The organism is Micromonospora sp. RL09-050-HVF-A (assembly GCF_019374995.1).
GTDB lineage: Bacteria > Actinomycetota > Actinomycetes > Mycobacteriales > Micromonosporaceae > Micromonospora > Micromonospora antibiotica.
This window is the reverse complement of sequence record NZ_JAGKQP010000002.1, coordinates 5,186,071-5,207,809: the sequence shown is the minus strand read 5'-3', so window position 1 is coordinate 5,207,809 and position 21,739 is coordinate 5,186,071. Positions and strand designations below refer to the sequence as shown.

Below are 21,739 nucleotides of genomic sequence, written 5' to 3'. Positions count from 1 at the left end.
CTTATCAGTCGGTTCCGGTCCACGAGTCCTCCTCACCGCCGTCCACGTGCGCGTACGACGTGTTCAAGGGGGCGTGTTCACCCGGCTGTTCGTGGTCGTTGCGTTCCTCGTTGGATCGCTCGTTAGACCTCTCGTTAGAACCCTCGCCCTGAACAGCGAAGGTGTTGCGACCCACCGGGTCAGTAACCGCAGCGTCAACCGGCTTGGAAGACTCAGCGGTGCCCGAGGCGGTGGCGGCTTCGCTGAGCAGTCGCTGCCGGTGCTTCACCGGCAGGCCGGTGTGGTCCCGAGCCGCATGACGCAGCTCGCCGGCACGCCCCGGGACGGCCGGTGGTGGCGGCTCGGTATCGGCAGTGACCGGTGGGACGACCCGGCCACCGGCGACCGGGCGAAGGACGACTTCGTAGCCACCGAGGCGGATCAGGTCCCCGTCATCGAGGTACGGGCGCAAGTGCCGGGCCTGATCGGTGGCATCGCGGGGCGCCAAGGCGAAGTACACCTTGTTGCGGGCGTTGGCGTCGATCGCCTCCACCATGTCCCCGGACAGTTGGCCGAGGTACTGGTGAGCGAGGACGAACGAGGTGTGCAGGCCGCGGGCCTCGGCGAGGGCGTCATCGATACCGATGGGCAGGTGCAGAAAGTTGTGGCACTCGTCCAGGACGATCATCGCGTCGGGGCGGTCGTCTTCGGGGATGCGGGCACGGGCGGTGGTGGCCTGCCACAGCCCGGCGAGGAGTAGGGAGCCGACGAGGCGGGTGCCGTCCTCGCCGATGACGCCCTTGGGTAGCCGGGCGAGCATGATGCCGCCGTCGAGGATGTCGGCAAAGGAGAACGTGGTGGCCGGCACCCCGAACAACGACGCTGCCATCGGGTGCGACAGCACCAGCCGCAGCCGGGACAGCAGCGGGGCCACGAGGCCGGAGCGCTGCGCGGCCGACAGCTCGTTGAACCCTTCCCAGAACTCGCCCAGGGTGTTGCCCTCCCACGCGTTCAGCTTGCTGGTGGCCGTGTTGACCCGCGTGGTCCTCCACTTGGAGTCCGACAGCAGCCGCGGTAGTTGGGCGAGGGTGGCACCTTCGATGTGAGCAAGGGTGAGTAGGCCGTGGTAGCAGATGTCGGCGGTGCGGTGCCCCCACCACCGTGACCACACCTTCGCCATCACCGCCGTGAGGTTCGCGGCCACGTCGTGCGCGCTGCCCCCGTGCACGCGCCGGTCGAGCAGGTTGATCGCCGGTGGCGCTGCCTGTTCGTCCGGGTCGATCAAGACGAGCCGGTCACCGCACGACCTGGGCAGCCGGGCGAGGAGGTCTCGGATGAGGTCGCCCTTGGCCGGGTCGAACGCGGCGACACCACGTCCGGCCTCGACGTCGTCGAGGATCATCCGCATCAGCAGCGTCGTCTTACCCGTGCCGGTCGGTCCGAGCGCGTGGATGTGGAACCGGCAGTCGGCCAGAGAGATCCCGACCCGCATTGGCGGGCCGGCGTTGGCGACACCGATGACCTTGCCGCCCAGGCCCTGGCGCTCCTTCATCGGCACCAGGTTCAGCCTGGAGCCTTCCGGGCTGGAGGGAGGGGTCACGGCCTTGGAGTTGGTCTTGTTCATGGGGTGCTCCAGGCGGTTGGCGGGGCGTCGGCTTCGGAAGTGGCCTGCTCTAATCGACGGCGAGTGGTATCCCGCTCAGTGGCCCGGAAGATGTCGCGGGTGGCGGCCCGGCGGCGTGACGCCGCGCCGGGTAGGCCGTAGGCGGCCGGTTCGGCCGGCAACCCGGCCAGGGCGGCGGCTTCCGCCACGGACACCAGGCTCATCCGCGCCTCGGGCACCCACCGGTCGGCCGCCGCCAGTGCGCCGGATCGGAGCCGGCGGCGGGTGAAGTGGGCCGACAGCAGCCCGAACCCGGAGCTGACGTCAGCAGCGGCAGCGCGGGCGGCGGGCTTGGTCGGGCCGGCGGCGACGGTGTGTACGGCGACGAGCAGGTGGGGGGCGTCGGCGTACTTCGCCCGCGCCTGCCGGGCCAGCTCGGCGGTGTACGGGTCGGTCGCGCGGGTGTGCCGCCTCGGGTTCGACGGGCCGGGAGTGAGAATGTCCAGAACGCCGAGGATCAGCGCGCGTAGCCCGTCGGCGAGCAGTCCGGCAGCGCGGGCGGCCCCTCGGGGACGGCGGGCGCGCAGCGGATTCGTCATCGCGCGGCGAAGCGTGCGCATCCGGTGGGCGGGTGCCCGGCCGAGGTGGACTTGCAGGATCGCGCCGCCCGTACGTCCGGCCGAGGCCAACCCTCCGTAGACCCCCCGGAGCCGGTCCTCCTCCGGGGCGCTCGCGTCCACGCCTCGGCGGTGGGTAGGCGTGGCGTCTTCGACCAGGGGTAGCCATTCCGGCTGCGTCGGCCAGACCGCGAGAGCGGCGACGGCCCCGGTGGTAGGCACCCTAGGGGGTTGGGCTTGTTCGGCGCGGACGCCGGGCCAGCCGCGTTGCAGCAGCCGCACCACGGCGGTCGGGTTGACCCCCGGTGGCAGCCACAGCCCGCAACGCATCCCGTCGGGGTCGGCGGCGACCTCCCAGACGAGCCGGGCCGGGCGCAGCGCCCACCGGCGCGGCGCGGGCAGCGCGGTGGCCAACAGCCTCCACAGCCCGATCGTTGCGGCCGGAGTGGCGGTCACGGGCGGGGTGATCTGCAGCCACCGCGCTGCGGCGGCGTGCCGCCGCCAGACGCGCCGCCGCCACCGCGTGCACCCCGCCCGCACGGCAACGAGCGCCGCCAGGGCGGCGAGGAGCAACGGCCACCGGTCGCGGACGAGTGGCCACACCGCGTTCGTAGCGTCGGCACCCCAGGAGCCGCACAGCAGTTCGCCCACGATCGAGCCGGGCACACCGCCCTGGCCGGGCGCACACCCGGCTGGGTCCGCAGGAGGAGGTGGCGGGGATGGGGACAGCCGGAAGAGGGCAGGCATCGGGAACTCCGATCGGCGGTAATAGGGTGGGTGGGTCAGCGGCGGCGGACCGTTGGACCAGTGATGATCAACTTGTGCTCGGTCGCCGAGGCGTGACTGTGGAAGGCCACCCGGGCTGATCCCGCCGCGAGGAGAGCGTCTCCGCGCTGGCAGGACAGCAGGAACGCCCGCTCGCCGTCGGTCAGTCCGAACGCATCCGCCACGGCATCGATCGCCTGAGGCGCCTGGCGCAACAAGACCTGCGTGGCCGCGTTGCTGACCACCGCGCGGCCGGTCTTGGTGGCGAGCACGTCGGCGGCGTCCTGGGTGACGACGGTCAGACCCGCGCCGTACTTGCGGGCGGACTTGGCCAGGGTTTCCAGGAACACGCCGCCGCGCCCGCCGGACAGCAGTTTCCACGCCTCGTCCACCAGCACCATCCGCAGCGCATCGGGCCGCTGGCCGGAGGCTGTGGCTCCGCGTACGGTGCGCCAGATCGTGTCCAGGGTGAGCAGCGTCCCGACCGGATGAAGCTGCTCGGGAAGGTCCTTGATGGCGAAGACCACGAGGTGCCCTCGGGCGGCGGTGGTGGTGGGGCCGTCGAACAGGCCCTTCATGCTCCCGGCGACGTAGGGGTGCAGGCGGGCGGCGACGCGACGCCCGGCGTCGTCGGTGTCCTCCAGGGCCGCCGTCACATCACCGAGCAGCGGCGCGGGTCGTCGCCAGGTACGCGGGTCGGTGGTGATGCCCTTCGCCCGATACGCGGCCAGCACCGCCACGTCGAGGGAGCGGGCCTCATCGCCGGGCAGCGGCGCACTGACAGCGGTATCGCCGCTGGCCATCACCGTCACGAGCGTGTGCAGGAACCGCGCCCGATCATTCAGGGCATCATCGCCGGGCGGCAGATCGAGAGGGTTGATCTTCACACCAGCCGCGCCGAGCCGGATGACCGTGCCGCCGACCGCGTCGGCCAGCCGCAGGTACTCGTCTTCGGGGTCGATGACGAACGCCTCCACCCCGAGGCATAGGTTGCGCAGCAGGTCGAGCTTGGCCAGGTACGACTTGCCCTCCCCGGAGCGGGCAAGGATGACCGCGTTGTAGTTGGACTGCGCCCACCGGTCCCACACGACCACCCCGGCCGAGTGCAGGTTGAGCCCGAAAAGCACGCCCATGCCGCTGTCCCCTGCGGTGTCGGGCAGGTCGGGGCTGGTGAACGGAAAGCTCGCGGCGAGGGCGTCGGTGTCGAAGGCCCGCTTCATCCCGAGCGCGTCGAACGCGAGGGGGAGGCCGCTGATCCAGCCCTGCAACTGCCGCCAAGTGACCGGCGCGGTGTTGAGTAGTAGCGAGGAGGCCAGGGACCGTACTTCGGCCACCCGCTGCGCGAGGTCGTCGGGGCTGGCGCCGTGGACGGTTAGATAGAGGCCGAGGCGGAACAGCCGGGCCTCGCCTCGGGCCACCCGCGTGGCCAGCTCGGCGGCGTCGGCCGCGGCGGCGTCAAGGTCGGGATCGTCAAGGCGGCCCTTGGCCGCGTCCTGCCGGCGGGAGGACTCGAACCGGCCGCGCTGCTTACGTAGCCGCTCGGAGGCCACCGCCGACGGGACCGGCTCGATGTGGAAGGCGGCGTCGACCAGGCCCGGATAGGACAGGATCGGCTCCGCCCACCCCGGCCCAACCTCAGCCGGGTAGCCGACAACGGCCAGGGTGGCGCTGTAGCCGTCACCGACCCGCACGTATCGGCCATCAACCTCGACGGCGTCCGGAGAGCCGGGCAGGACCGTGGCCGGCTCGGGCAGGGCGGGCCGCCGGTGCGGCAGCAGATTGGAGAACAGGCTCACCGTTCATCACTTCCGTCAGGTATGGCGTAGGGCGTGAGAGCTGCGCCGGTGGGGTGGAGGCTGGCCGCGAGCCGCACCGTGGCCTCCGGCCCGTCGAGGACCCGGGCGGGGACCTCGCAGCCGGCGAGGGCACGCACCGCCTCGGCCGTGTGGTGCCCGGTGTGGTGCGCGCCGCGTCGGCTACGCACGGCCACGGTGACCTGCCGGTGCAGCAGCTCCCGCTGTCCGGCCAGGTCATCGAGGAACGCGGCGTGCGCGTGGGCTGCCTCTTCCAACGCGGGGTGCGGCAGCCCGGGGGCGGCGGCGAGGAACCGGTCGGCGAGGTAGGTCAGGTCGACCCGCTGTGCCCGCACCACGATCTGCGCCGGGCCGTCGAGGCTGTGTAGCCACCGGGCGAACCCGGCCACCAGGCCGTTCTGCTCCCCCGGTGTCCGCAGGCCGAAGGCCACCGTCGAGGCGGCGACCAGGCCGGTGGTGCCGTCCGACCCGAGGTCGATCAGGCCGTCGCCGGTGATGCCCTTCGCGGGCAGCCGCAGCGGTGCGGGCAGCGGTAGCCGATCACCCGGCCCAGCGGTGGTCTGCATCCACCCCGGAGCAGGGATGACCGGTCCGTCGGCCGGGACGAGGCGGCGCGGACTGCGGCGGTGCCGCAGCGCCGCGAGGACCCAGGCGTCGAGGCTGATCCCGTCCCGGCGGCCGACCGCGAGCAGGAACGCCCCAGCGGCGGGCGGCATCGCCCCCGCGAGGAACACCAGCGGATGCACCACGGTGGCCACCGCCGTCCACGCCGCGTAGAGCAGCAGGCCCGTGACGGCCAGGATCAGCAACTGCCGTCCGGAGAGGTTGAACGCGAGCCTGTCCGGCCGCTCGATGTCTGCGGGAACCCGAGCCCGCATCGGGGCCTCGTCGCTGTGGCGGCTCATCGCTGATCACCCCTCGGTGTCGACGGCGAGCGCCGCACCGGACCGGACGACCGGGACGGCAGTGGGGACGGGGACGGCCCGGGACGGACGGCGGACGGACCCGCCGACGTCACACCGCCCGACGGGGATGGGGACGGGCGTGGTGGGGCTGCCGACCGCTGACCGTCCGGGGACGGCGGGACAGGCGGGGTCGGTGGACGGGACTGGGGCGTGCTGGGCGTGGCTGCCCGCCGGACGGCGGACGGGGAGCCCGGGTTGGCAGCAGGTCGCCCGCTCGGGGTGGCGCGTCGCGCCGCCGTGGGCCGTGTCCCGGGGGTCGAGGTTCGTCGTGGCCCGCCGACCGCCGGTGGTGTGGTCTGGGCTGCGGAGAACACCGGCGTGACCGGGGCAGGGGGCCGGCGCGGCGCGCTCTGCGGCGCTGCTGCGGCCGAGAACCTCACCGCCGGTGCCGCACCGCTGGGTGCTGGTGTCGGTGCCGGGGTCGTGGCGGCGCTGAAGGTGACTCGGGCCGGTGGGGTGGCCGGGGACGGCGGACTCGGGTGGGGCGTGGCCGGGTGGGAGAACTTCACGGGCGGGACACCGCCGGACGGCGTTGGCGTCGGTGTGGACGGGGCCGGCGGGTGGCTGAAGGTGGGGGCGGTGTTCGTCCCGGACGGCGCGGGCAGCGGCGTGTGGGTGACGGGGGCGTGGCTGAAGGCCACTGGTCCCGGCGGAGGCGGCGGGACGGGAGTCGGCCCCGGACGGGGCGGGCGCGGTGGACGGGGCGGACGGGGGCCACCCGGTGACGGACGGGGGCCGGGTGGACGAGGGGCCGTCCGTCCGCCGGTCCGGGACGGGCTCGCGCCGCCGAGGATGCCGGCCGCCGCACCCAAGGTTTTGATCATGATGAAGGCGTGGACGAGTTGACCGAGCAGCCCTCGACCGTTGCTCTGGCCGAGTGGGCCGAGGACGAACTGTCGCATCCAACCCGGGAGCTTGATCAGCAGCCACAGCATCGTCAGGCAGACCACGACGCCGAGGAGCCCTTGTCCGGTCGCGGGCACGCCCAGCACGGTCGGTCCGGCGGGGGTGAGGAACACCTTGACGCTGGCCATGACGACGGTGGCCTGGCCGAGTTGCAGGCCGAGACAGGCCAGCGTGCAGCGCCACCACAGGTGGGCCACGCCCTCGGTGAGCGGACTGGCGTGGCAGATCAACGCCGCCGGGGCGACACCGAGCAGGATGACCAGCGCCGCCAGGCGTAGGACGAATGTGAACTCCAGGACGAGGCACATCACGATCACCGCGATGGACAGCAACGCCATCAGGAACCCGCCGCCTCGCAGGGCGTCGTCCACGACCTGCCGGATCGCGGTCGCGGCGGTAGGGCCGTCGATCGTGTTGCCGGCGATGGCCACGGTCAGCGCGTTGGTCAGTTCGATGGCCTTCTGCCCGATGATCAGGCTGCAATTGGCCAGGACCACGCCGACCGCGATGCGGGGTAGCACCTGCTTGAGCCCGTACTGCGTTTGCAGGGTCTCCCGGGCGGTGACCAGGAACCCTCCGGCGACGATGAACAGCACGGTGATGCCGTTGCCGACGATCAGGCTGGTCGTCCAGATCGCCTTGACGTGCTCGTTGTTGGTGAGGTCGGGGGTGGACAGCCACGACGCGCCGAGGGCTTCCATCACCGGCTGGAGAGCCTGCTCAGCGGCCCACACCACCAGGTCGACCACGGCTTTGCGGATCTGACCGCCGATGTCGTACCAGGCCGGATCATCGCTGACAGAGGGCTGGCCGGGAGTCAGGGCCGGGCCGGGCGTGGGTGCCGGCGCGGAGGGGGACGGTTCCACTCCCGGCGGGCGGACGCCAGGGTCAGGCACGCCGGGCGTAGGCGGCGTGCCGGGAGCGGTAGCGGGCGGACCGGGTGCCGGGCTCGGCTCGGCGTACGCCGGCCCGGCCCAGGTCAGGGCCAGACCGGCGAGGATCACCGCGCCGAGCAGCAGCAACGACACCCGTCGGACCGGGCGGCGGGATCGCGTGGCGAGGGCAGTCATCACGCCACCCACGCGCCGACGATGGTCACGAACAGCGGCGCGAGCAACGCGAGGGCATAGCCCATCGCGGCCGACCGCAGCGCGAGCTTGGCCTTCTCGACCTCACCGGGATCACCGTTCGCGGCCAGGTACCGCAAGCCACCGACGGTCAGGAACAAGGTGGCGACAGCGACGAGGATGCCGACAAGCCAGGTACGGATGTTGTTGGCGACCTGCTGAATCGACTCGGCAGCCAGCACCACCGAGGCGGGCTCAGCCGCCCACGCCACGGTCGGCACAGCAACGAGCGCTGCCGTCACCGCAGCGGCGTTGAGGAGCAGCAGCGCGGCGCGGACAGTCCGAGGACGATAGCGGAGCAGGCGACGGACGCTATGACGTCCGCTCCTGCCCACCCCGAGGCGGCGGTCCACCGCCTCGGGGCATGGGAAGGGGTGGTGATTCATGGGTTGGGCACCTCCGGTGCGCACGCCGACGCAGCCCGCAGCGGGGCGTGGGTGCGCGAGTGGGTGGCGAAGGCGGGACCGGACGATGCGGGGTGACCTGTGGTGCCGACCGGCGCGGCCGTCCTCCTCACCAGAAGCGGCGGGTGGGCCAGGAACCGTGCGGGGTGTCAGCGCCGTCAACGGGTCCGGTCGGAACAGGTCACCTGCGCGGAAGAGTCCCGCACTAAGGGATTACAAATCCGAGCCCCGGATTGGAAACCAGCAGCTCAGGCAACCCGCTTACGGACGCTTTCGGGCAGTGGACGCGTCGAGGACCACCGTCGCCGTGGCCTCGTTGATGACGTCGGCGTACCCATCGGACATCGCGCCGGACTCGATCGCGGCCTTCAACCGAGCGACGGCAGCCGTACGACGCTTGTACAGGTTCCACCGGGGCTGACCGGTGCGCTCGGCGTAGTCGGTGAGGCTGACCCCTTCCAGATACGTCGCGCCGATCAGCTCCGCCTCCTGAACGGTGATTACACCGGCAGCGACCACGCGGGCGAGAACGAGGTCCGGATGGCCGTACGGGGCCGGCGGCACCACCGCGCCCGGGGCGTGGTTCGAAGCCCCGGACGAGGCGGGCTCCAACTCGCGCAGCTCAGCGCGGGCCTTGGAGAACGCCGCCGACAGCAGGTTCCCGACCACACCCGACCTGGTTACGTCGACCGTGGCAAGAGCGCGGAGGAAGTGCTCGACGATAGCGGCCTGCACGTCGCCGGTGAACAGCTTCGCCAGCAGATACGCCTTGAACCGCAGACCCGGCAGCGCGACGCCGACCGCACCGGCACGCCACCTCGGGTCTCCCGTACGGGCCTGCTGCACGAGCAGCCGCCACGCCGCGTCCCGGGCGGCGTAACCGCAGGACGGATGCATCAGGATCGCCGACAGCTCCGGCAGGGCGATGGCCCGGCGGGGCAGGCCGTGACCGAGGCTGCGGCCGTCCACCGACAGCGGGCTCGGCCCCTGCCCCATCAGCCGGAACCGGTACTCGATGTCGTTGAGCAACGTCTCGCCACGCCGCCCGACAGCCGGGCCGGAGGCGGGGGTAGAACGGTCCATGGTGGTGCTCCCTCGTGATGACCGTTGCCGTCCGGCGGAAGTGCCGATCGGCGCTGTGCCATCACGCCACCAGGGCCTTTGAACAGATCATGAACACTGCTGATCTTGTTCAAGGCGGCCCAACGCGTGTTCAACCCCGCTCTCGCCGACCTCCGTCAATGCGCCTCGGCATCGGCTAAGCGAAACCCCGTGTCATGGTGTGCAACGCGTGGTCAGGCCGTTCACGGGCCTCAGCACCAGCCGCAGCCACGTCGAGACGGAGCACCTTGAACACGCGCCAACCACGACGCAGCCATGGCGTCACGTACGACGACCGCGAGGGGCTCCCGCCGGCTACACCGCACCTCCTGGCGATCTTGTTCAAGGCCCGAGGTGGTCAGCCGGGATCGCGTTCAAGCAGAGGATGATCTTGTTCAAGCAGGCGAGGATCTTGTTCAACCTGCTGCCGCTCGCGTGCTGCCGACCATTGACGCCTCGGGTGCTGCCTGACCTGCGTGTTCAACCCGTCGAGGATCTTGTTCGACCGGGCGGCGTCGGGCACTGTGCCACTCTCGGCGCGGAGCGCGGTTTCCAATCCGAGGCCCGGATTTGTAATCCCTTGGTGTCAGCGCTCGTCGGCGGACGTGGCCCACACGCCCATGCCGAAGCCCAGCTCCACCACCCCCGGCGACCGGCCCCAGCCGGCGCCGGTTGGGTTGCTCCTTCCCCCTACCCACACCTCCTCCCGCACGCCTGATCCGGCAGTGCCGGACTGGCACGGACTGTCCCCGAACCACCTCGCCTACCTCATCCGCCGCTACACCGACGCCGGTGACATGGTGCTCGACCTCGACGCGCACCCCGCCGCCCTCGCCGCGACCACCTACCTGCACCGGACGCCGGCCCGGCTATTCACCGGTCCCCACGGCCTGCGCATACGGCTCCTACCTCCCGGACGCGCGGGGCGCGGCGTGCCTCACCTGCCCGGATCGGGCGTCACCCTGATCCTGGCGACGCTGCCGCAGACCACCGGGCACCCCGCACCGGACGACGTGACCACCGCGATGAACACCTGGCGGCCTCTACTGCGCCCCGGCGGGTTCCTGCTCGTCGCACTCACCACCGCGCCGCCCCCGCCACGCGGGTTCAGCCACCGCGCCACGGTCATCGCCGCCGCCCGCGCCGCCGGCCTCTTCTACCACCAGCACATCCCCGCCGTCCTCGCCCCGCTGCCCGAGCACGAGCCACGCACCGCCCCGGAACACCCCGACGAAGGCAACGACGGACGGCGCCTGCTCGCCGGCCGGCACCTCCCGACGTTCCGGGACTTGGTCGTGTTCGGCAGCACCGCCACCAGTGAGGAGAACGCCCGTGCCTGAGCGTCCGCCGCTGCGCACCGCCGGTCTTCACGACGGGGAACCGCCATACCCCGACGGGTCCGACCTGACGGCCCTGCTCGCTGACGGTCACCTCGGTGCGGTCTGGCTCACCGGGCAAACCGCGTCGCGTGACCTGCGGCGCGGCCGGTACACCCCGGAGTCGTTGACGCACCCCGGCAAGATGCTCCCGACGATCCCCCGGTACGCCATCCGCACCTACACCAACCCCGGCGACGTGGTCCTCGACCCGATGGCCGGGATCGGCACCACCCTCATCGAGGCCATGCGCCTCGGCCGCCACGGCGTCGGCGTCGAGTACGAAGCCGAATGGGTCGCCAAGGCGGCCGACAACATCCACCACACGATCCGGGCCGGGGCACCGGGCCAAGGCGAGATCTACCACGGGGACTCGACCGCGCTGCCATCCCTGCTGCCGGCCAGCCTGCACGGCCAGGTTTCCCTGGTGATCACCTCACCGCCCTACGGGTCGTCCACCCACGGCCACGTCCGCACCCCCGGCCCGAGACGCGGCAAGGTCCGCAAGATCAACCACAAGTACGGCGGCGGCGACAACCTCGCCTACCGCAGTCACGGTCAGCTCGCCGACGGGTTCACCGCGATCCTCGCCGGCTGCCGCACGCTGCTGCGCCCCGGTGGGCACGTCGTCGTCACCGCCCGGCCCTACCGCCGCCACGGCGAACTCATCGACATCCCCGGCATGGTCGTCGCCGCCGGCATCAACGCCGGCCTCGAACTCGTCGAAGAGTGCATCGCCCTCATCTGCGGCGTCCGCGACGGCATGATCATCCCCCGCGCCTCGTTCTTCCAACAGAAGAACACCCGCGACGCCATCGCCACCGGCGACCCGCAATGGCTCCTGCAGCACGAAGACGTGGTGGTCCTTCGCCTGCCAACGAACTCCGCCCCACACAACACCGAGCGCCGGTCAGCACCCACCACGGCGAACGCAGGACGGCTTGATGCCTTCACCCCGCACCGCGTGGATCGACGTGCACAGGCGGTGCCCCCCGGAAACGCCACCCCGGCGGCAGCGCCATCGATCCCCGGTCCCACCCGGACCGGAACGGTGAAAGGACATCCGATCCGTGCCCGCCCTATCCGCACCCCACGCCAGGGGACGTACGGCCCGACCCCACCGCCCACCGGCGGTCCGGCGACCCCCACGGGCAACGCCCACAACTCGGTCCACCTACTACTCGGGGCCGGCAATGAGCACCCTGACGGCAGCCGAGTGGCGACCCGACCCCCTCCTGACCATCGATGACGTCGCGACCTGGCTGGGCAAGCCGAAGAACACCCTCTACGCCTGGCACAGCCGAGGCAAAGGACCACGCGCCATCCGCGTCGGCAACACCCTGCGCTACCGACGCAGCGAAATCGAGCACTGGCTCGACGCCCACACCGACCCGGAGCGCTGAGCCATGGCCCGACCCCCACTACCCATCGGCACCTGGGGCAACATCCGCACCGAAAAGCTCGGCCCCAACCGGTACTGCGCCCGAGCCCGATTCCGCGACTACGACGGCAGCACCCGCGACGTCGAGGCCACCGACACCACCGGCCCCGCCGCCATCCGGGCGCTCAAGGTCAAACTTCGTGACCGTGCCGCTCCCAACGACGATGAGATCACCCGAGAGACCCACATCAGCAAACTCGCCAGCCTGTGGCTCGACGAGATCACCGCAGAGGAGCGTCTCGCGCCGCAGACCATCAGCCAGTACGAAGTCAGCGTGCGCGTCTCGATCGTGCCCGCCCTGGGCAACCTACGTATCCGGGAGGCCACCGTCGGCCGCATCGACAAGTTCCTACGCAAGGTCGCCGAAGACCGCCCGACAGCCGCCAGGCTCGCGAAGGTCGTCCTCACGCAGATGCTCGCCCTGGCCGTACGCCGTGGCGCACTAACGACCAACCCCGTCCGCGACACCGGCCGACTACGCAACCCGCGCCGCAAGGTCGTCGCCCTGGAGACGGAGCAACTGGAGGGCGTCCGTGCGGCGATCCAGCGGTGGCAGCAGGCCACCCCCGGTAAACCCGGACCTCGGCACAACGGCGACCTGGGCAACATCGTCGACCTCATGCTCGCCACCGGCGCCCGCATCGGCGAGATCCTGGCGACGCGCTGGGAAGACCTCGACCTTGCCTCCGAACGCCCGACACTGACCATCTGCGGCACGATCGTCTACCTCAAGGGCAAGGGCTTCTTCCGGCAGGACTGGACGAAATCCGACGCCGGCTTCCGAACCGTTGTCCTTCCTCGCTTCGCAGTCGGAATGCTGATGGCCCGAAAGCTCAACGCCGCCGACAACGCCCACGATGCTATCTTCGCCTCCCGGCGCGGCACCTGGCTGTCTCCGCAAAACGTACGCCGCCAGTGGCGTCAAGCCCGCGCCGACGCTGGCCTCGAATGGGTCACGCCACACACCTTCCGCAAAACCGTCGCCACCCTGATCGACAAGGAGGCCGACGCCAAACACGCCGCAGCCCAGCTCGGACACGCGACCGAGCAGGTCACCAACAGGCACTACATCGTCAAGCCCGCCCTCGCCCCAGACAGCTCCGACATCCTCGAACAACTCGGCGCTGGCCGACCAGTGACCAGTTCCGAGCGCGGCCCTAATCCACCTCGAACGAGCGGGTCGTAGTTTCAAGCGCCATCCAACGCCAAGCCCGACTGATCACTGTCGGCGGCGCCGGATAGGCTTCCGTGCTCGCCGGTCAGGAACGGGCTTCTGGGCCGGTCGGTATCCGCCGACCGGCCCAGAAAGTTGCGGCCACGCGGTCCAGCGGCTGGCCACTTGGGCCCGTTTCCCAGGCCGACTTAACGCCACCGCCAGCGACAGGACCGCCTAGCGGACCCCTCGCTGCGAAGAGTCCGCGATCTGAGCTGACAGCCACTGTGAGTTTTCGTCTCAACCGTCCAGGATGGTAAGTAGTCTGGGAGAGGAGCTACTGTGGAACATGTCGACACCATGATCGTATCCTTCGCATGGAAGGGTGTATCCGGGTACGCGATCGACGGCAGGACTTTAAGTTCCGTTGCGGCGCAGGAGTTTCTCCTAGTTCACACCAAGGACCTCAAGACGCCTCGTTATTACATGCCACGTCCCCCTCACTTGAAGTCTCAAGGGCCCAGCCTGCTGAGACTCGCCGAGAAGGGCTTGTCCGGTCCGCAGCAGCACGCCCGCCGAAGGAAGTACACCGACCGGCTGTTCATCGATTTCGCAAGCGACTACCCAACAATCTTCGAATACGGTCACAATAGGCTAGCCGCCGCAATCAACGGTGGAGAGATCCAATATTACGAAACCTGCATACGCGATCTCGACAGGCAACTCCGGCGGAAGTTACTTAATCGCTTCGCATTCCTGGTACACAATCGCATGAAATGCGCAGCGCTCACCCCCAAGATAGTTGAGAGCATGTTTCCGCTGCTAAACGAGTTCTCGCGGACCAACAATCCGAAGGAGAACTTCCGCAACACGATTAACGACATGCTGATTCTCTCGACAGCGCTAGAAGGGCGAGCAAGCCTCTTCTCCAAGGACAAGACCCTGAATCGCTTCGCAGCGGACTTCTATCGAGCCCCACTCAAGAGTGTCGCGTCTCACGTCTTATGCATAGACTTCGGCGGAGGCGCTTCCAGCCGCAGGCAGCCATTCGAAAGCAAGGGGTACGTTAACCGGAGCTGGCAGGTTGTTGAGCGGCGAGGGTAGGAGCCTGGCCCCAGTTTCTAATCGAGACGCGGCACTAGGCCACGCCCCGATTAGCCACTGCTTGAATGTCCCCATGGCCGCTAGCAGCTGTCATCTTCCGGCTGGTTCGTCCCGCGCCGACACACCATGAAACTGGCGGCTGCTCGTCCAAGCTGTCGTGGGCGTAGCCTTCCCCTGATGCAGGAGGCCGATCGTGATGGGCTCAAGGCCGATTCGCATAGAAAGAGAGTGTAAGCCCTCCCGGATGAACGGCATCACCAAGAAGAAAGCCACTTGATCCATAAAGGCGCCTAGAAGCTTCTTGTCGGGTTTCTCGTGATCCGCAAGCGAGAACGACGCGACGATCACCACTTGCACACTCGCAACCCTCTCGCCACCGCCGCGGGAAACCAGTGGCGCATCTACACTGAACCGGGTATCGAAGCCATCATCACTCAATCTGAAGGCGCTCGCAACCTTCAGATCAAGTTCGCCGACTTCTGCGGGAGCATCAGACAGAAGCTCTGCATGCCACTTCGTCACACGAATGTCAGTAAGATCAGCTTGGGCGACCAAAGCTCTGAGGGCATCATCCCGATCCTCTGCCGGCTCCCCGCCCTTGGCCTCCCTACCAGCCTCAACCGTATCGCTCACGCTAGTTCCTCAGCCTGGGCAGCTTCCGGAGATACCTCGATGTATCCATCTGGAGATTGCTGGTGACCATAATGCGCAACCCAGGACGATGTTCCCTCGACCATGTGTAGCGCCAAAGCCATGTGTCGTTTAGCACTAGCGGTGAGGATCTTTCCTGTAACTTCCGCCAGTAGGTCATGCAGGTGGTCCTGATTTTCGGCTAGCGGCCGAACCCGCCGCTCGAATGAGGAAACCGTCTCCCACGCGTTGTCGATCGGATGCTTGATCCGCAACAGACACCCATTCAACTCGGCGACCTGCTCGGGGGTCAGGTGACTTTCTTCGTCGCCGATTCCGTAGTGCTGCCGAACCCAGCGGTGAACCTGCGCCCATTGCCAAATCTTAGACTTCCCGCCGCCAACCGTGCCCATTGGGAGCGGAAAGTTCCCTGGCCCGCGCCGGCCCTCCACCCAAAGCCTGACAGCCTCACGAGAGACACCAAGGCGGAAGGCGACATCCGAAATGGAAACTACCTCTGGGTCAACCTCAAGCACTTTGGCGTCCGGGAAAACGTGGCAAATTCGTCGAGCGGCCTCTAAAGCTGTGGCTACAGGATCTTTGGCTGCCGTACATAGCGTCGCTATAACAGCACCGTCGAATTCGGACCACGCCAAGTCAGAGAGATGCTCACCCAGCACCTCAAGGGTGACGTCGTCGTCAAGGTCCACACCGCTGATACGAAGGGGGATGCGGATCATCGGCCTCTCCCGCCATACGTCATCTGAGACTCCAGCATAGTGGTAGTGTTGGCACTTGCCAACACTCTAGGTCAGTTGACCGCTCCGGTGTGTCACCTTTGGGGCAAACGGGACCGAAGCGACCGAATTTTTACACGTGCGTGACGTACCCGGTCCTTGAGGTTGCGAACATCCGGGGATGGCTCCTCTTCGATGAGGACAGCCCTGACCTGACTGCTGGTCTCTTCCGCCACGTCCAAGACCTGCCCTGGATCACGAAGATCGGTACCTGCCAGAGTCAGCGCCTGTTCGGCCTCATCGCCAGCAGCCCGGGCTTCCATCTCTCGATCTATGGCCGACTGCAGCAGGTCGTCAACCACGCCAGCACCCTCTCCAGCCTCGTCGAGTAGTTGCGCTGCTTGGTCGAAGAAGCTCGCGGAGTCCTGGTCGTAGTCGTGCTGGTCGAGGAGGGCCTCGGCACCGTTGCAGAGCAGGTCGACCTTGTCCATGTGGACTGACGCTGCGGCAAGAGGGCCAGCCTCAGCCTTCTCGTGGGGGCAGCGGCGTATGAGCCGCTCGAACTCCATCGCGGCCGTCTCGCCGGCCTTGCCCGTCGAATAGATCGGGAACTTGCAGGCCCCTACTCGTTTCTCAGGCCCCTGACAGTAGGCAGTGCCGTGAACGTGGCTGGCATTGGCTCCCTTCCGGTACCACCACCCAGCCGTGCGGGCCTTGTTCAGGGCGCTGCGGAACCATGGATAGGGGTGCTGAGGCCAGTTGTCGGTGGGTGCATACCAGTTCGGCCCGCTTCCTGCCATGCGTCCCCCTTGCGGGCCCAAAGAACGGTGCCGTCACAGAGCCACCACCCTAGGTGATTTTGCCATACGGCCACGACTCGCCAAAGTTCGAGGCTGACCGTCAGGACACCTCTTGCCGTTGCGGTCAAGTCCTAGTGGTTCGCGTATATTCGCCAGGTTTTCCACTATTCACCCCTCAAGCGCGAAGACCGAGAGCAGTCGCTTGGGCCGACTTGGGTCAGCGCTTGAAGGGGAGATGCGACGCGGGCAGGCCACACCCACCCCCAACCCGGGCCATCGCAGGATGCCTGGCCTACCAGCAGCATGGTTTGCAGCACGAGCGGGACCCCGGCAGGCACAGTCAGCCAGTCGCCGGCGGTAGAGCTTGTGGCCGACCCACCCATGCAACAGCTCGATGAGCATCCATGGCGGTCCGCGCCGTGTCGTGATGACGCAGCCACCGATGACCCGGAGCGATACCTGCCGCAACCTGATCGCACACACGCGTTACCGAGGGGTTTCCGGGGGACGGTTCGAAATTAGAACGATGAGCGTCGATGATATAGCCGTGTTCTGGCTGCTCAGGGCATCACGTTGGTGCCCCCGGCAGGATTCGAACCTGCGACACACGGTTTAGGAAACCGATGCTCTATCCCCTGAGCTACGAGGGCGCGAGCGCCTAGTCTAGCGACCGGCGGGTTCACCTGGGGTGGCAGGGAGTGGCCCACGTTCGCCCGCAGCGCCCGGACCCCCGTTCGCCCAGCCCAGGACCACAGCCCGAGCACACGAACCCCCGTTTGCGACCACGAGCGGCTGCGGTGACCCGCGTCGGCACCGGGTGACCCGGGTTGGCATCCGCTGGCGAGCACACGTCGCGCACATCATCAAGGGGCTCCGCTCTTCCGGGCTGGCGCCGCCAATCGAGCAAGAGTGGGCATCGTCGGCGGCCTTCGCGGCCTCAAGCGCCGACTGATGGCACGATGCCCCCCGTGATCAGCGCGGTAGCGGATCAACCGGCCGCATCGTGTCGTCCATGCCCGGTCCAGCACTCGGCCACGAAGCGTGACTGCTCAGGCGGAGCGACCATGTGGCAATGCCTCCGCAGGTAGAACCAATACCTTCCCGTCCGCCCGCTGGATGAGGCCGATCTCGACGTCGGGCAGTTCCGAGGTCGCCACCGATTCCTCGCCCGCCAGTTGCCGGAGGCGACCTGGCCAGGCAAGCAGGGTATTCACTTCGCCTTGCGTCAACAGGCGGTCCTTGAAGCTCCTGGTGGGAGCACGGAGCCGGAGCTCCGCCAAGTCGACCAAGAGCGCACGTAGCTCACCCTGGAGTTCGTCCACACCTCGCTGCTCGTCCCGCAGCATCGCCGTGAAGCGGTGAAAGTTGAGCTCTGGAGACTTCTGGGCATGCTCCACGGCTTGGAGAACCGCGACCCGCCGTTTCGTGGCGATGGCCAGCGAGGCGAGCCGGAGCTCGATGCGGAAGGTGCCGTTGGGCTGGTCGATCCCAGGGAATGCCTTGAGGAGGTCAGCGATCTCCACACCTTCGGAGGGGAACGCTGCGAGTCTCGTCCGCCATGTGGTGGCCCTACGGTTGGCTGCGGCGATGGCAGTGTCAACGGTGTGCACGGCGGCATCCAAGCCTAAAGAGTGTCCGGCCTCGCCCTTGTCGAGCAGGAGTGCGGTCGCTCTCTCGACGGCTGTGGTTGCGCCGTTGAGGCGGTCGCGCTCCGCGTCGAGATTGTCGGCGGTCAGCTCCTCAAGTAGCTCGGTGACTCTCGCCATGGCCTTGCGGCGCTGCTCTTCGGCGTACAGGCTCGCGGCGGTGGCGACGGCGAGGAGAACAAAGGACGCTGCGGCGGTGACGATGCCGGCGGCGGTGACGGCCCTTGCAGTGCCACTCATCACCCCGGTGGCATTTGAGCGTGGTGCATCAACCACCGGAACAAAGGTAGCATTCTTCACGATTCCGGCCTTGCCGAGGATACCGCTATAGATCCCGCCGACGGCGGCCTTGGACGGCATGGACCGGACCAGTCCTTCACCGAGCTGTGCTGCCACCGTCCTCGGCACCACCATCCGATACAGCGTCTCCGTCGAACTGCCGGCACCGGCTATCCTCGTAGACGTATTCATCGGCGCCTTCAACAGATTCCGCAGTTCTACGGCGAGGGGCGAAGCCGCGTCGAGGAGCCTCCCACCTCGAAGTTGCACCCCTGCGGGAAGCGGGTAGGCCTCCACCGTGACGAGCGGTGTGTCGAGAAACGCAGCGAGCGCCTGCCGCAGGCCGGATAGCCGCTCAGGGGTCATTCCCTCGAAATCCACAGGAAGCTGGGCTGCCGGCGGGATCCTCTCGGGTTCCGTCGCCAGGGTCCAAACCGGCACCTGCAGGTCGTCCGTCACGCCGTTTCCGCCGTTCCTAGTCTTGGCAAGTACCCCCGAGAGACTAACCACCCACGACGACCGCAGGACTGTCGGTTATCTGGCGACCGAAGATATAGGCGACGGTTTGCTGCTGCTGGCGTCAATCGCCGCAAACCACTGCTGTCGCCGCTGTGACCGCGTCGGCGACGGCTTGCTCCAGCGGCATGTTCCGGCTGAGTCGGGCGGCGAGAGTGCCGAGGAAGTGGTCGCCTGCGCCGGTGGTGTCGATGGCGTGGACCTGTGGTGCGGGGACCAGCTTGGTCTGTTCGGCGGTGCTGTAGGCGGCACCGCGGGCGCCTGCGGTTACCACGGCTGCCCGTGGTCCCAGCCCACGAAGTTCCTGAGCCGCAGTCGTCGGCTCGGCGTGGTGCCGGCCGAGGATCGCGGCGGCCTCGTGTTCGTTGCAGACGAAGAGGTCCAGGGCGGTGAGCACAGCTGACCCGAGCGTGGGGTGCGGTACGAGGTTGCCGATGAGTGTCTCGGCCCAGTGGTGCTGGAGGACAGCGCCGACGGCGTCGGGTGGAAGGTCGAGTTGGGTGAGCACGATGGGTGCGTGCAGCCGCCGTAGCGCGTCGCGCACCTGGTCGGCGGTGAGTTCTGTCGCGGGAGACAGTGCGAGGACGATGTGGTTCTCGGCGTCGGGGGTGACTTCCACGATCGCCACGCCGGTCGGCGCCGATGGTATGAGCTGGAAGAACGACACGTCGACGCCCGCGTCGGTGAGGGCGCGTCGCAGGAAGGTGCCCCATTCGTCGGTGCCGGCGTTGGCGACCAGGGTGGTCCGGGCACCTGCGCCGGCAGCGGCCCTGGCCTGGTTGAGGCTCTTGCCGCCGGCTGTGGTGGTTGCGGGTGCCGAGGCGAATGTCGTGCGTCCCGGCTGTGGTCGTCGGGGGGTCCGGACGGTGATGTCGATGTTGGCGCGGCCGACGACGATGACCTGCGGTGGCGGTGGGGACGTATCGTCGGGCTGGTGGTCGGTCATCCGGTGGCGGCGACCCGGTCGAGGAGTTCCCGGACCTGCTGGTGGTGGGAGAAGGGCTTGAGCTGTCGGGTCAGGGCGAGGATGTCCCGGTGGACGCGTGCTGAGCCGGTCGTGGTGGCCAGGGTCAGCGCTTCGTCGGCGGTGGTCGCGGCCTGCTCCGGTTCGGCGGCGGCCAGGTAGGCGTGTGCTGTCCGGGAGAGGTACATGCCGCGTTCCCGCCGGTAGCGGTCAGGCCACTGGTTGACGGCGGTGGTGAAGCTGGTGATGGCCCGGTGCGGTTGGTTGAGGCGAAGCCATCCCTCGCCTTCCTGGGCGGCCAGGTACGGCGGTGTGCAGAAGGACCCGAGTGCGTGCTCGTCGTCGGTGGTCGGGTCCGTCGCGACGAGCGTGTGGGCGCGCTCGATCGCGGTCTGGAACCCGGCGGTGTCGTTGTCGAGGGTGCTGCCGTGTGCTTCCTGCACGGCGGCGAAGGCATGGACGAGCGGGGCCACGTCGGGGTGGCGGGATGCGGCGCGGGCCAGTCCGACGACGCGGTCGTCGTCACCGGTGCCAACCATACGTTGCGCCCTGCGTGCCAGCACATAGGAGCTGAATTCCCGGTCGTCGGCCTCCTGGGCCATGCCGGACGCGCGGTCGAGCCAGCGGTCCCCGGCTGTACGGTCGCCGAGGTCGTCGCTGAGCCAGCCGCCGAACTCGCTCCAGCGGGCCTCGGTACTCAGAAGCCGGTCGCGAAGCTGCCCCCGGGCCTGTCGGCGGAGGGCGGCGATCTGTGTGACCTGCTGCTCGACGGTCGCCAGGATGGTGCGCCCGCCGAGCTTGTCGTCGGCCTGCACCAGGAGGGCGCGGAGTTCGGCGAAGTGGTCCACGACAGCGGGGTCGACGGCTGTCGGGCGGGACGCTCCAGCAGGGCCGGCAGCCTTCAGGGCGGTGAGACCGGCGGCGAGTTCCAGCAGTGTCCGCCGGGTCACCCGGAATGACATCGCCTGCCCGTCGGACATGACCTCAAGGGTAGCCGTGGCGACGCCGTCACGGTGCTCCTCGTCAGGTGCGAGGGCGATGTCGGCAACAGTCGACAGCGGTGCCGCAGTGTCGGGCATGGTGTCCGCGATCCCGTGGACACCATTGCTCGGTGTTGCAGGGTGAGCCGCAGTGCCGACAGCGACCGCCGGCTGCCGTGAGCTCGACAGTGGAACAACGCCATCGCGGGCTACCGGTGGCAGGGCAGCGGCGATCCGGGCCATCCGGGCCTGTTCACGGGCCAAGGCGCTCTGGGCTCGGTACCGTGCCTGCAGCTCAGCGACCTTCCGGTGCTGCGCGATGAGCGCGCCGTCTGCCGAGAGCGCCTGATCGGCGAGCTGCCAGAAACTGGCGGGTGACTGGCTCCGGCCGATCTCAAGGTTGGCGACTGTGCTTCGGGAGTAGCGGATCCGCGCGGCCAGGCTGGCCTGTGTCAGCCCTGCGGCTGCCCGCCACGCGGTCAACTGCGCGCCGAGCGCCTTCTGCGACTCGGTCACCTGCTCCGGCGTAATCAGCATCCACATCGCCGACCAGTTGTGTGATCAGAATTGTCATTCGAAATGTCGGCAGTTTGTCAGAGCTGGCCGACACTCCCGCCAACCGGGTGTTCTGATCCTGCCACAGCGGATCGAGAGAAGCCACTGGCTGCACAGCCAATGGGTTGCTGTCCGATAACGAGCCCTGTGTGTTGTCCCAGCCGGTGCCATCAGTTCGATCGGCACCGTCAAGCGCTCGAAGTAGAGCTCTCGAATGTCAGAACTGGGAGGGCTGAATGCTCTGAATCGTGGCCGGTGGTGCCGGCATATATCGCTC

18 protein-coding genes, 1 tRNA gene and 1 pseudogene are annotated in these 21,739 nt (G+C 68.6%); 5 read left to right on the top strand and 15 right to left on the bottom strand.

The window, feature by feature from the left end; genetic code table 11:
* Window positions 1-4: 4 nt before the first annotated feature.
* From J7462_RS23130 to J7462_RS23095, 8 genes are all read right to left on the bottom strand, one after another.
* On the bottom strand, window positions 5-1,531 hold the full coding sequence (locus J7462_RS23130; RefSeq protein ID WP_255597856.1) for a type IV secretory system conjugative DNA transfer family protein: 1,527 nt from the start codon (window positions 1,529-1,531) through the stop codon (window positions 5-7).
* A gap of 68 nt (window positions 1,532-1,599) precedes the next feature.
* Entirely contained in the window at window positions 1,600-2,850 is a 1,251-nt protein-coding gene (locus J7462_RS23125) for a hypothetical protein (protein ID WP_219466485.1), read from the bottom strand.
* Between the two features lie 131 nt (window positions 2,851-2,981).
* Entirely contained in the window at window positions 2,982-4,760 is a 1,779-nt protein-coding gene (locus J7462_RS23120; RefSeq protein ID WP_219466484.1) for a VirB4 family type IV secretion system protein, read from the bottom strand.
* Entirely contained in the window at window positions 4,757-5,683 is a 927-nt protein-coding gene (locus J7462_RS23115; protein ID WP_219466482.1) for a PrgI family protein, read from the bottom strand. Before J7462_RS23115 ends, J7462_RS23120 begins: the two co-directional genes overlap by 4 nt.
* Window positions 5,680-7,719, bottom strand: coding sequence for a hypothetical protein (locus J7462_RS23110; protein WP_255597855.1), 2,040 nt, complete (start codon window positions 7,717-7,719; stop codon window positions 5,680-5,682). The genes J7462_RS23115 and J7462_RS23110 overlap by 4 nt, the downstream gene beginning before the upstream one ends.
* Window positions 7,719-8,162 carry a pilin gene (locus J7462_RS23105; RefSeq protein ID WP_219466481.1) on the bottom strand — a complete coding sequence of 148 codons (444 nt, stop codon included), beginning with the start codon at window positions 8,160-8,162 and terminating at the stop codon, window positions 7,719-7,721. The genes J7462_RS23110 and J7462_RS23105 overlap by 1 nt, the downstream gene beginning before the upstream one ends.
* Window positions 8,163-8,441: 279 nt before the next feature.
* On the bottom strand, window positions 8,442-9,263 hold the full coding sequence (locus tag J7462_RS23100) for a hypothetical protein (protein WP_219466471.1): 822 nt from the start codon (window positions 9,261-9,263) through the stop codon (window positions 8,442-8,444).
* 376 nt (window positions 9,264-9,639) lie between these two features.
* Window positions 9,640-9,804 (bottom strand): hypothetical protein, encoded by a 165-nt coding sequence (locus tag J7462_RS23095; RefSeq protein ID WP_219470900.1) that lies wholly within the window; start codon window positions 9,802-9,804, stop codon window positions 9,640-9,642.
* A 97-nt stretch (window positions 9,805-9,901) separates the two neighbouring features.
* Here J7462_RS23095 and J7462_RS23090 point away from each other — a divergent pair, with 97 nt between their 5' ends.
* The 5 genes and pseudogenes from J7462_RS23090 to J7462_RS23070 all read left to right on the top strand — a co-directional run bounded on the left by J7462_RS23090 (window position 9,902) and on the right by J7462_RS23070 (window position 14,355).
* On the top strand, window positions 9,902-10,621 hold the full coding sequence (locus tag J7462_RS23090; protein ID WP_219466469.1) for a hypothetical protein: 720 nt from the start codon (window positions 9,902-9,904) through the stop codon (window positions 10,619-10,621).
* Between the two features lie 64 nt (window positions 10,622-10,685).
* Window positions 10,686-11,854: pseudogene (locus J7462_RS23085) on the top strand (TRM11 family methyltransferase).
* The gene (locus J7462_RS23080) at window positions 11,851-12,060 is read left to right on the top strand and encodes an AlpA family transcriptional regulator (protein ID WP_219466467.1); all 210 of its coding nucleotides are present in this window, start codon (window positions 11,851-11,853) and stop codon (window positions 12,058-12,060) included. The pseudogene J7462_RS23085 and the gene J7462_RS23080 overlap by 4 nt, the downstream one beginning before the upstream one ends.
* Before the next feature lie 3 nt (window positions 12,061-12,063).
* Complete coding sequence (locus J7462_RS23075; RefSeq protein WP_219466463.1) at window positions 12,064-13,284, top strand: tyrosine-type recombinase/integrase; 1,221 nt, start codon at window positions 12,064-12,066, stop codon at window positions 13,282-13,284.
* A gap of 309 nt (window positions 13,285-13,593) precedes the next feature.
* On the top strand, window positions 13,594-14,355 hold the full coding sequence (locus J7462_RS23070) for a hypothetical protein (protein WP_219466460.1): 762 nt from the start codon (window positions 13,594-13,596) through the stop codon (window positions 14,353-14,355).
* Between the two features lie 90 nt (window positions 14,356-14,445).
* Here the strand turns inward: J7462_RS23070 and J7462_RS23065 are convergent, their stop codons facing one another.
* The 7 genes from J7462_RS23065 to J7462_RS23035 all read right to left on the bottom strand — a co-directional run bounded on the left by J7462_RS23065 (window position 14,446) and on the right by J7462_RS23035 (window position 21,423).
* Window positions 14,446-14,988 (bottom strand): hypothetical protein, encoded by a 543-nt coding sequence (locus J7462_RS23065; RefSeq protein ID WP_219466458.1) that lies wholly within the window; start codon window positions 14,986-14,988, stop codon window positions 14,446-14,448.
* Window positions 14,985-15,725 carry an AlpA family transcriptional regulator gene (locus J7462_RS23060; protein WP_219466455.1) on the bottom strand — a complete coding sequence of 247 codons (741 nt, stop codon included), beginning with the start codon at window positions 15,723-15,725 and terminating at the stop codon, window positions 14,985-14,987. Before J7462_RS23060 ends, J7462_RS23065 begins: the two co-directional genes overlap by 4 nt.
* 92 nt (window positions 15,726-15,817) lie before the next feature.
* Entirely contained in the window at window positions 15,818-16,213 is a 396-nt protein-coding gene (locus J7462_RS23055; protein WP_219466452.1) for a hypothetical protein, read from the bottom strand.
* A gap of 883 nt (window positions 16,214-17,096) precedes the next feature.
* Window positions 17,097-17,172: transfer RNA gene (locus tag J7462_RS23050), tRNA-Arg, on the bottom strand.
* A 399-nt stretch (window positions 17,173-17,571) separates the two neighbouring features.
* Window positions 17,572-18,906 carry a hypothetical protein gene (locus J7462_RS23045; protein WP_219466449.1) on the bottom strand — a complete coding sequence of 445 codons (1,335 nt, stop codon included), beginning with the start codon at window positions 18,904-18,906 and terminating at the stop codon, window positions 17,572-17,574.
* 121 nt (window positions 18,907-19,027) lie between these two features.
* Window positions 19,028-19,909, bottom strand: coding sequence for a PfkB family carbohydrate kinase (locus J7462_RS23040; protein WP_219466446.1), 882 nt, complete (start codon window positions 19,907-19,909; stop codon window positions 19,028-19,030).
* Window positions 19,906-21,423 carry a helix-turn-helix domain-containing protein gene (locus tag J7462_RS23035; RefSeq protein WP_219466432.1) on the bottom strand — a complete coding sequence of 506 codons (1,518 nt, stop codon included), beginning with the start codon at window positions 21,421-21,423 and terminating at the stop codon, window positions 19,906-19,908. The genes J7462_RS23040 and J7462_RS23035 overlap by 4 nt, the downstream gene beginning before the upstream one ends.
* Between the last annotated feature and the right edge of the window lie 316 nt (window positions 21,424-21,739).